An 11,621-nucleotide genomic window follows, 5' to 3' on the forward strand; every position below is an offset into this window, starting at 1 on the left:
CCGAACCCACTAGGAGGCCCAGATATCACCGATGACTCCGATGATCCAGATAACACTACCGATGTAGATCCGGACAATGATGGTAGTCCTGATGATCCAACAGTAACCGACCTGAGTCAACCACTACTGGATATCACTAAGGCAGGAGTATTGGATGATACTAATTTAAATGGTTTTGCGGATATTGGAGAAGATATCATTTATACATTTGTTGTGACTAATACTGGTAATGTTGATTTAACAGGTATTAGTGTTAGTGACCCAAATGCCGTTGTAACACCTGCTACAACTATTGATTTGGTAGTAGGAGCGAGTGATAATAGTACTTATACTGCGACGCATACATTAACACAAGCCGATATTAATTCAGGTAGTTATACAAACCAAGCAGTTGCAACTGGGCTCGATCCTGGCGGAATTACGGTGACTGATAACTCAGATGACCCTAATGATCCAACCAATGTAGATCCTAATAATGACGGAAGTCCTGATGATCCAACAGTAATTCCTTTGCCGGCTAATACAGCTATAAGTATAACCAAAGCAACTAACCCTCCAGCCGATGGTTCTTATGATACGGTAGGAGAAGATATTACCTACACAATAGAAGTGACGAACGATGGAAATGTAACATTAACCAATGTGATAATTACAGATGCAAATGCAGATACTATAACACCTGCCACTATTCCATCAATACTTCCAAGTGAAACAGTTACAGTTACCGCAACACATGTGTTAACACAAGCAGATATAGATGCAGGTAGTGTGACCAATGTAGCAATGGTAACATCAGAAGATCCTGTTGGTAATACCGTAGAAGATACGGCATCAGATGATCCTAATACACCAACACCAGATGACCCTACTGTGACAATTATAGATCAAACACCAGAATTAGAGTTGACCAAGGTTCATGATCCTCCAGCTGATGGGGCATACGACACCGTAGGAGAATTAATTACTTATGTTTTGGTTGTAACTAATACAGGTAATACTACATTAACAAATGTAATAGTAAATGATGCTAATGCAGATGCAGGAAGTATTACTCCAGCCGTGATACCTACTCTTGCTGTAGGTGATAGTGCAACATTAACAGCAGCTCATACGATTACTCAAGCAGATTTAGACGCAGGTATTGTAATTAATCAAGCAGATGTAATAGGAGATGCTCCAGATGGTAGTCAAGTCACAGATATTTCAGATGACCCTACAACTCCGGATCCAGATGATGCAACTGTTACAGAAACTACATTAACACCTAGAGGAGATCTTGGTGTAACTAAAGTTGCTAGTCCTCTTGAGTTTACAGCTGTTGGTGATGTGATTACATATACTATTGAAGTAACCAATACAGGAAATGTAACAATGAACAATGTAATAGTAAGCGATGCTAATGCCACTATTATTTCTGGCTCACCGATTACTTCATTAATTCCTGGTGATACAGCAATAGTGATAGCAGAACATGTAGTAACCCAAGCGGATATGGTATCCGGACAAGTAATAAATACAGCTATAGCTTCGGGAACAACACCATTGGGAGAAAATATTTCTGAAACATCAGATGATCCTAATAATCCTACTGATATAGATCCTAATGGAGATGGAGATCCTGATGATCCAACAGTTAGCTTACTTGATACCGACGGAGATGGTATTCCTAATATTATTGATTTAGATGATGATAACGATGGAATTACTGATGTGGAAGAACAAAATGGAGATCCTAATCTAGATACTGATGGAGATGGTATTATTGATAGTCAGGATCTGGATTCTGATGGGGATGGAGTAAATGATGTGGCTGAAGCTGGTCACGGTCAATTAGATTTAGATAACGACGGTACTTTGGATGGACCTTATGGAACCGATGGTATTCCTGATGAAGTACAAGATGATCCTGATGGAGGAACAGTAAATTATAGTCCTCAAGATACTGATGGTGATGGTGTAGATGATTTCCAGGATATAGATGATGATGGAGACAATGTCTTAACCGTGGATGAAAATCCAAACCCAGATGGAGATGGTAATCCTGATACAGGAGATACACAGGATAGCGACGGAGATGGTATTCCAGATTATCTGGATATGGATGATGACGGCGATGGAGTAAATACTGTTTATGAAGATTATGATGGAGATGACGATCCTACAGATCAAGATAGTGATGGAGATGGTATCCCAGATTATTTAGATGTAGATGATGACGGTGATGGAGTTGATACAATAAATGAAGGACCAAACCCAGATGGTGACGGTAATCCAAATACTGGAGATACGCAAAACACGGATTGTGAGATTGATAATAATTGTGATACTATACCGGATTATCTAGATATAGATGATGATGGGGATGGTATTCTAACCGAAGATGAGAATCCAGATCCAAACGGAGATGGTGATCCAGATGATGCTATAGATACAGATGATAACGGAACCCCGGATTATCTGGAACCAAATGATATCGACCCTGATGCCGAGGATGGTGTAGAAATATATACAGGTATTTCGCCTAACGGAGATGGTGATAATGATGTATTTGTAATTCGCGGAATTGAAAATTTTGAAAATACAGTAGAGATCTATAACCGTTGGGGAGTAAAAGTATATAGTACTACCAATTATGGAAGAAACGATAATTTCTTTAGAGGAATATCTACAGGAAGAACAACTATTGAGGAAAAAGATAGACTGCCTGTCGGAACTTACTACTATATCCTTGAATATATTTTAGATTCAGGAGAACGTAAGAGTAGAGCAGGATACCTATATATTAATAGATAATCAACCAAAGCTAAAATCCCGTGAGTGCTAAACTCACGGGGTTGATTAAAAAAATTAAACAATATCGGATGAGAAAAGCATACATACTAATAGCTACGATACTTTTGAGCTTTGTGTTACATAATAGTTATGCACAGCAAGATGCTCAATATACCCAATATATGTTCAATACAATTAGCGTCAATCCGGCATATGCTGGTAGCAGAGGAGTAATGAGTATTATGGGATTGCACAGAAGCCAGTGGGTAGGACTTGATGGAGCTCCACGTACACAAACTCTTACAATAAATACACCTCTAGGGGATAATAATCGTGTGGGATTGGGATTATCTGTGGTTAATGATGAAATTGGTCCAACTGATGAAACTTATATCGGTATTGATTTTTCATATACAATACCAGTATCAGATGAAGGACGTTTAAGTTTTGGAATTAAAGGAGGAGGACATTTACTCAATGTAGATCTTCAGCGATTAAGTAGATTTAATCAAAATGATGCTCTTTTTGCCAGCAACATAGATAATAAATTTAGCCCTCAGGTAGGAATAGGCGTGTATTACCATTCAAAAAAATTCTATTTAGGATTAAGCGCTCCCAATCTTTTAGAAACAGATCATTTTGATGATAGTGCTATAAGCAGTAGCAGTCAAGCTATTAGTTTCTTAGCAGAAGAGCGAATTAATTATTATGGGATAGCTGGATATGTATTTGATATTAATGATGATCTAAAATTTAAACCAGCAGTACTAAGCAAATTAGTATTTGGAGCGCCACTTCAGGTAGATATATCTGCAAACTTCTTAGCCTATGACCGATTGACTTTGGGAGTAGCTTATCGATGGAGCGCAGCGGTAAGTGCCATGGCAGGTTTTCAAATATCGGATTCTATGATGATAGGTTTTGCCTATGATAGAGAAACAACAGAGTTAGGAAATACTTTATTCAATGATGGTAGTTATGAAGTAATGCTTCGTTTTGAATTGTTTAGAAAATATAATAGACTATTAACACCTCGTTTCTTCTAATTAATTAGATAAGTATCGCACTTAATAGTCTTTAAAAAGATAAAAATGATCATTCCTGTAAAACTGTTTAATGAAAAAAAGCAGATAATAGGGTTAATAAAACAAGAAGAATTATGTTAAACAAATACGTTATATCGATAATAGTAATAAATATACTGTTATTGTTTCCGACACTTGCTCAGGAGAAACGTTTGGCCCAGGCAGATGAGGATTTTAGTCGCTTTGCCTTTGTAGATGCCAGAAAAATTTATCTTCAAGTAGCTGAGAGTGGTTATTTTTCTTCAGATTTATATAAGAAATTGGCAGATTCATATTATTTTAATGCAGAACTGGAAGATGCTGCAACCTGGTATGAAAAGTTAAATGATACCTATGCAGATGAGATAGAACCAGAGTATTTATTTCGATATTCTCAGAGTTTAAAAAGTGTAGAGCGTTATAATGAAGCCGATAAGATTATGGAAAGGTTCAACGAGCTTACCGGTAATGACCAACGAGCAGAATATTTTATGAATACTCGTGATTATTTACATTTTATCGAGATGCAATCTGGAAAATTTAGATTATTAAAACTAAATGTTAATTCAAAATTCTCTGATTATGCGCCAAGTTTTAATAACCAGGGACAATTGATTTTTGCATCGTCTAGAGGAGGAAGCGGGATAACTAAAACAGTACATGAATGGAATGAAATGCCATTTTTAGATCTATATACTTCTAATATTATAGAAAAAAATGGAATTCTTCAAAGTCCCAAAAAAATAAAAGGAAAGATCAACACTCGTTTCCATGAGTCTTCTACATCTTTCAGTAGTGATGGAACTACGGTATATTTTACAAGAAACAATTACACAAAAAAGAAACTGGGATCTAATGAGGTAGGAACAGTTTTATTAAAGTTATATAGAGCGACTCTTGAAGGAGAAAAATGGACTAATATAGAAGAATTACCCTTTAATAGTAGTGAATATTCTGTAGCTCACCCAGCTTTAAGTAAGGATGGTAAAAAATTATATTTTGCTAGCGATATGCCTGGGACTAGAGGGCTCTCTGATCTGTATGTAGTTGACATATATGATGATGGTTCTTATGGACAACCTCTCAATTTAGGAGATAAAATTAATACAGAAGGTAGAGAAACCTTTCCATATATAAGTGACTCTGGAAGATTATATTTTTCTAGTGATGGACATGTAGGATTGGGAGGCCTTGATATTTTTGTGGCGGTTCCTGAAAATAGACTATTCTCCAGACCATATAATGTAGGTAAACCAGTAAATAGCTCTGAAGATGACTTTACTTTTGTTCTAAATGAAGATACCAAAATAGGTTATTTTGCAAGTAATAGAGCAGGAGGAAAAGGTAATGATGATATCTATAGTTTTAAACAAACAGAAGAATTAATTACAAACTGTAACCAGTACGTAACCGGAACAGTTACCGATGCGGTTACTAGAGAAGCATTGGCTAATGCAGAAGTTATATTACTTGATGATAATAATCAACAATTACAGAGTACCGTTACTGATGCCAAAGGAAACTACAAGTTTGATATTGAATGTGAAACTTCATATATCGTTAGAGGTTCAAAAAACGCATATAGCCCTACTGAAGCACCGTTAACAACAAGTGCAGTATTGGAATATAAATACCAGCTTCCGTTGCAATTAGGTCAGAATGCGTTGACAGGAAAAGTAGTACGTCCTGGAGATGACCTTTCTAGCATATTACAATTACAAATTATCTATTTTGATCTGGATAAATCTTTTATCAGATCAGATGCCGAAGTAGAATTGCAAAAGATTATAGCAGTGATGAAAGAATATCCAGAGCTTAAGATTGATGTACGTTCTCATACCGATAGTAGAGCAGAAGATAATTACAATATGTATTTGAGTGAACAACGCGCAAAAAGTACAATTAAATATATTATAGAAAAAGGAGGTATAGAAGCATCTAGAATAAGCGGCAGGGGATATGGAGAAAGCTTTCTTGTTAACAAATGTGCTAATGGAGTGAACTGTAGTGAAAAAGAACATCAGTTAAATAGAAGAAGTCAATTTATTGTATTGCAACAATGATTAAAACAATTTAAATTTTGAGAATAATATTACCATATGAAAAAGAAGAATAATGCTATGCTATGGAGTTTGAGGAGAAATTAAATTTTCTCTAAATGCGTTTTTTAAATAAAACCTCTTGCTAATGTATGAGGCAAGAGGTTTTTAATTAGGGTAATCATTAGTTGATAAAGCGAAAGTATCAAAAAAAATAGCAAGTGACGATTGCTTGTATAAATTTCGAGATGACTTTTTCAATGATGTGTTTACTTAAACCTCCTGAAGATTATGGGGTAGTCATCGGGAGGTTTTTATTTTTATTTTCTAAATCTATCTTATTCAAATCTACGAAAAACTTTAAAAAGAATGATTTTTAGCCTGAAATTGATCTTAAAAGTGAATAAAATGAAGCTATTTACAGTAAAACAATAACAATTTTGAGGTATTGAAATATACTAATTTGGGGAATTTGTACCTATCTTTATACTAACGATTTTGATATTTCAATAGTCAAGAAATAGTAAAAGTCAAAATTCTTACCCCACAAAAATAGATAAGTGTAATCATAATTATATAGAATTATGAAGCTTATAAAAGTGCAATTTGTTCTATAAATAAAAATGTAAAAACTAAAAGTTAGTTATGCTAATTAGCTGACCAGAGGTTAATAAATAACGTCCTGTAATTGTAAAACTTTGGCGAGCCAGCAATGTAAGGACTGAATAACGATAAATTATATATAATCATTATGAATAAAAATTACTTCAGTAGATATTATAATTTATTTTCATTAGATAATTTTTTTAAGAAGTATTGTACTTCAAGAATTCACGGTACGTCAATTTTAGAATTGTATGGATAAAAAGTGAATTAAGATTATCATTACAATCAGAAAATGTAACTAAAGATTATATTTTTCAATTCAATGATGTGTTTTTCAAACCTTCCGTTTTTAGGGGTAATTGCGGAAGGTTTTTTGTTGGTATAATGTATAGTATTCTATATTGACATAAGAGCAATAAATAATGATATAAGTATAAGCTGAATAAAAAAACAACCCTGCAATTGCGAAACTTTGGCGAGCCAACAAAAGCAGGGTTTGAATAACGATCAATTAACAAATCAATCATTATGAGAAAGTTATTGTAGATATATAATTCTCTGTAGGATTAAAAATATTGATTTAAAATAGTGAAATGATATAGTTTTTTTGACATATCCCTTAAACCGAAAATTAACAATTCTTTATCATTTATAAAGCATGTCTTTTAACTTTTAATACATTTTTAACAAGTATAAAAGCATATTTTTCAGTGATTATTGGATTATTTTGAGAATCTATTAATGATGTCACCAGAATCCGAAAGTGTAAAACGTGTATTAAAAACATTTTATTGTCCTTTAAGCAGACTTTCGGCAAATATATGATTTGATATTTTTTAGTTTTTCTTTTTAGTATATTTTCATATTGCGTTTTGGATTATTTTTTTTGAAGATTATAAAAAATGTTGATGATGTCTAAAAGCTTTGAGTATCTACTTTGGATATTTATTATTTTAGCAGCCTATGATAGATATACAATTATTAGAATATTTAGAATCATTTCTTACACCTAGACGTTTAGGGTTATATAAAAAGGTGCTAGAACAACGCACAGATTATTTTACGGTTGCTGTAGAAGATGTATATCAGTTACATAACACTAGTGCTGTGATACGTAGTTGTGATGTTTTTGGGGTACAAAATGTTCATGTGATCGAAGAGGTTAATAAAAAGCGTATTGATAGAGAAATTGCAATGGGTGCTCAAAAATGGGTAGATATTAATCGATATGATACGACAAAAAAATGTATTAACGAATTAAAAAATAAAGGATATCAGATTGTAGCTACAACACCTCATGATCAATCTGTTGAGTTAAAAGATTTTGATATAAGTAAGCCTTCTGCCTTTTTTTTCGGAAGAGAACAAGAAGGTTTAAGTGAAGAGGTATTAATGGCAGCAGATAGTATGTTGCATATACCTATGGTTGGCTTTACAGAAAGTTTAAATATTTCAGTCTCTGCAGCCATAATTTTACAACATGTAACTACGCTATTAAAAAACTCTGATATACCATGGCAATTATCCAAGAATGAAAAACTGGAAAAACGTATGGATTGGGCCAAAAAAGTTATTAAAAGCCACGAGCAGATTATAGAAAGATATAAAAAGGAAATTAAAAACTGATTAATAAAAAGATCTACACAGTTATCCTGTTTTTATAATTAAATAGTTGTTAAATCAAATAGATAAATCAATTTTTTTTACTTGGGTGAGCGCTTTAACTTGCTTGTGAACAATGGTTTACTGTCATTTGTTTGAAGGAGTTCACGTATAAGTCTTGGTATTTAATTTATTATATTTGATACATGCCTAACTAACGTATTGATACCCTAAAAAACACTTCTGTCATGGATAAAAATCAGTCAACAACCGATAAAATTTTGTTCCTTATTAAACGCGTGAAAAGTGGTTTTAAAACCAATAAACCTGAAATTAAATATCATAAAGAGGTACATGATATTTTTCAAAAAAGAACTACACACTAATTTAAAATTATAACAATATTTATTACTTAACTTTTTTCTGTACTTAAGATAAGAGGTGTATAATTACGAATTTTTGATTTGTAAACAAGATTGATTTTAAAAACAAATCGTAAATTAGAGTTCTAATTTTTACAAAAAAAATATGGTTGCTTGGTTCGAAATTCCGGTTATTGATATGAATAGAGCAAAGGCTTTTTATGAAAAAGTTTTTGATATAGAAATTAGTTTACACGAAATGGAAGGTCTTAAAATGGGATGGTTCCCTAATAAAAATGAAACAGGAATTGCTACCGGAAGTCTGATCAGTGCAGGAGAACACTATAAACCAAGTCAGGACGGAATATTAGTGTATTTTTCTTGTAATGACGTAGCTAATGAAATCGGTAGGGTAGCGACCGCTGGAGGAAAAGTAGTTTCAGATAAAACACAGATATCAGAAGAGCATGGTTACATGGCATATTTTATTGATTCTGAAGGGAATCGTATTGCCTTGCATTCTTCACAATAGAATGAATATTTCTTAAATTTTTAAAACCTTTACTAGTTTCTGTTAAGTGCTTTATATTCTTCATAACATTCACTAATCGCATCTAATATTTGAAGGTCATTTGCAAATTTTATAAAATCTGCAGAGTAGTTACAATTTCTTAGAATCTCATCAATATCAAGACGTTCTACCTGTAATAATGCCATAAGTGTAGCGCGATCAAACTTGGTCTCCAGAAGATTTCTTATTTCGTCATCCTTCTTCATTTTCCTGAGCTTCCTTAATTCTTTGGAACGTTTACTAAACATATTATAGAGAAAGTCGGCGGGATTAAAAATCGCGCCCAATACTTTGTTTACAGCTCCTGGTTGTCGATTTCCACCTTCATAACCAGAATTAAGTCCTGAAATACTATATCGATAATTGTTATACACAGGAATTCTTTTTGCATCTATTTCCAGATATCCTGTAAGCTGTACATCGGCTACTACGACCTCTTCGAGGGCAATACCAAGTTCGGTCATTTTTATTTTAACTTCACCAAACTTTGTCCAGTCATTAGTAACTCTAACTTTTAAAGGTTTATATCCAATATAAGTAAAATATAAGGTGTCATTAACTTTTGCCTGAATTGTAAAATTTCCTTCATCATTGGTAATGGTACCGATTACCTGACTTAAGTTTACGATGTGAACGCTTTCTAACTTTTGGTCATTGGCAGCGTTAAGTACTTTTCCAGAAATTTTACCCGTAGTAGTATCCTGCGCATAGGTAGTAATACCGGCAATAAGTAATATGTATAATAGTATTTTCCTCATATTGTATATGACCTTCAGTTTTTTAATTTAATGTAACATAAAAATCGCGCCAAAAATCATATTACTTTGTTAAATATTGATTATCTACGATCGCTACGTTTTCTTTTATCTCTTCGTCCGCCACCTTTTTTGTTTCCAAAATCATTGTCGTTACGTTTTTTTCCTTTAGGTTTAAATCCTTCGCTTCGGCGTTTTCCTTTGAAACCACCGCCATCTCTACCGCGTCTTCCTCCACCTCGTCTTCTTCCAGAATCTTTAGAGATTTCTACATTGACTTTTCTTCCTTCCATTTTGAAATCTTCAAAAACGGCAAGAACTTTTTCTTGATGCTCTGATCCTGTATTGAAGAAAGAAAAATTCTCTTTTACATCAACACGACTTAAAGAGTCTCTTCCTAATTCTAAAACGTCTTTTAGGAAATCTTTTAAAGTCATCCAGTCAAAACCGTCTTTCTCTCCTACATTAATAAAATAACGAGTACTTCCGTCACTTCCAGAATCACCACCACTTTCTCTTACAGCATTAAGATCTCTCGCGCTTTTATAATAATTATGAAAACGGGAAAACTCTACAGAGAAGAATTTTTTAATTAACTCTTCTTTTGAAAAATCTTCAAGTACTTCATGGATTGATGGTAAATAACTATCTATTTCATGATTGATCTCAGATTTGGCAATGTCACTAGCCAAATGAAATAATTGTACTTGACAAATCTCTTCACCACCAGGAATTTCTTTTTTCTCAAATGTCTTTTTGATAATTCGTTCTACAGCTTTGATCTTTCTGATCTCACTCTTAGAAACAATTACCATAGAAACTCCACTTTTACCAGCTCGACCTGTTCTACCACTTCTATGTGTGTAGGTTTCTATTTCATCTGGTAATTGATAGTTAATTACATGAGTAACATCGTCTACATCGATCCCTCTAGCTGCTACATCAGTTGCAACCAACATTTGTATCTGTCGGTTTCTAAAGCTTTTCATGACGAGATCTCGCTGATTTTGACTAAGATCTCCATGCAAAGCAGCAGCATTATACCCATCTTCGATAAGGTTTTCTGCTACTTTTTGTGTATCCCGCTTCGTACGACAAAATACTACAGAAAAGATATCAGGATTAGCATCTGCCAAACGCTTTAAAGCAGCATATCGATCTCGAGAATTTACCAGATAATATTCATGAGAGACATTCTTAGATCCCGTATTTTTATGTCCTACAGTGATTTCTACGGGACTTTGCATAAAACGTTTTGCAATAGTAGAAACCTCTTTAGGCATGGTTGCAGAGAACAACCAAGTATTTTTATCTTCTGGAGTATGCGACAAAATTGCATTTATGTCTTCATAAAACCCCATATTAAGCATCTCATCTGCTTCATCCAGTACGCAATAGCCAATATTAGATATATCTACCATTTTTCTATTGATCATATCCTGCATACGACCTGGAGTAGCTACAACTATTTGAGCTCCTCTTTTGATTTGCTTAGCTTGATCTGTAATACTAGCACCTCCGTAGATGGCTACCGTATTTAATCCTGGAATAAACTTAGAGTAGTTCTTAAGTTCGTTAGTGATTTGTAAACAAAGTTCACGCGTAGGCGATAGGATCAAACCTTGCGTAATTCTACTGTTACTATCTATTTTTTCGATTAACGGAAAACCAAAAGCAGCTGTTTTTCCTGTCCCGGTTTGCGCTAATGCAACAATATCTGTATCCTCTGTAAGCAAAATAGGAATAGCCTTTTCTTGTACCTCACTTGGGGTTTCAAAACCCATTTCATTCACCGCCTTTATGATGGCTTCACCTAGGCCTAACGCTTCAAATTTGTTCATATATTTTAA

At 33.8% G+C, this 11,621-nt stretch carries 7 protein-coding genes; 5 read left to right on the forward strand and 2 right to left on the reverse strand.

What is annotated here, in order from left to right; all coding sequences use genetic code 11:
- The 5 genes from U0D62_RS06975 to U0D62_RS06995 form a co-directional block, all read left to right on the forward strand.
- Nucleotides 1–2,793 (forward strand): DUF7507 domain-containing protein (locus U0D62_RS06975; RefSeq protein WP_322194892.1); only part of this gene is annotated, 2,793 nt, incomplete at its 5' end.
- Nucleotides 2,794–2,861: 68 nt separating this feature from the next.
- Nucleotides 2,862–3,818 carry a PorP/SprF family type IX secretion system membrane protein gene (locus U0D62_RS06980; protein ID WP_322194894.1) on the forward strand — a complete coding sequence of 319 codons (957 nt, stop codon included), beginning with the start codon at nucleotides 2,862–2,864 and terminating at the stop codon, nucleotides 3,816–3,818.
- Between the two features lie 113 nt (nucleotides 3,819–3,931).
- Nucleotides 3,932–5,899, forward strand: a complete 1,968-nt coding sequence (locus U0D62_RS06985; protein WP_322194895.1) for an OmpA family protein — start codon at nucleotides 3,932–3,934, stop codon at nucleotides 5,897–5,899.
- Nucleotides 5,900–7,444: 1,545 nt separating this feature from the next.
- Complete coding sequence (locus tag U0D62_RS06990) at nucleotides 7,445–8,107, forward strand: TrmH family RNA methyltransferase (RefSeq protein WP_322194897.1); 663 nt, start codon at nucleotides 7,445–7,447, stop codon at nucleotides 8,105–8,107.
- A gap of 504 nt (nucleotides 8,108–8,611) precedes the next feature.
- Entirely contained in the window at nucleotides 8,612–8,977 is a 366-nt protein-coding gene (locus U0D62_RS06995) for a VOC family protein (protein ID WP_322194899.1), read from the forward strand.
- A gap of 32 nt (nucleotides 8,978–9,009) precedes the next feature.
- Here the strand turns inward: U0D62_RS06995 and U0D62_RS07000 are convergent, their stop codons facing one another.
- Together U0D62_RS07000 and U0D62_RS07005 are read right to left on the reverse strand one after the other, a co-directional pair.
- A complete protein-coding gene (locus U0D62_RS07000; RefSeq protein ID WP_322194901.1) occupies nucleotides 9,010–9,774 on the reverse strand; it encodes a carboxypeptidase-like regulatory domain-containing protein in 765 nt (254 codons plus the stop codon).
- A gap of 80 nt (nucleotides 9,775–9,854) precedes the next feature.
- Nucleotides 9,855–11,612, reverse strand: coding sequence for a DEAD/DEAH box helicase (locus tag U0D62_RS07005; protein WP_322194903.1), 1,758 nt, complete (start codon nucleotides 11,610–11,612; stop codon nucleotides 9,855–9,857).
- Nucleotides 11,613–11,621 lie beyond the last annotated feature (9 nt).

The sequence above is a fragment of the Aquimarina callyspongiae genome (assembly GCF_034322225.1).
Taxonomy (GTDB): domain Bacteria; phylum Bacteroidota; class Bacteroidia; order Flavobacteriales; family Flavobacteriaceae; genus Aquimarina.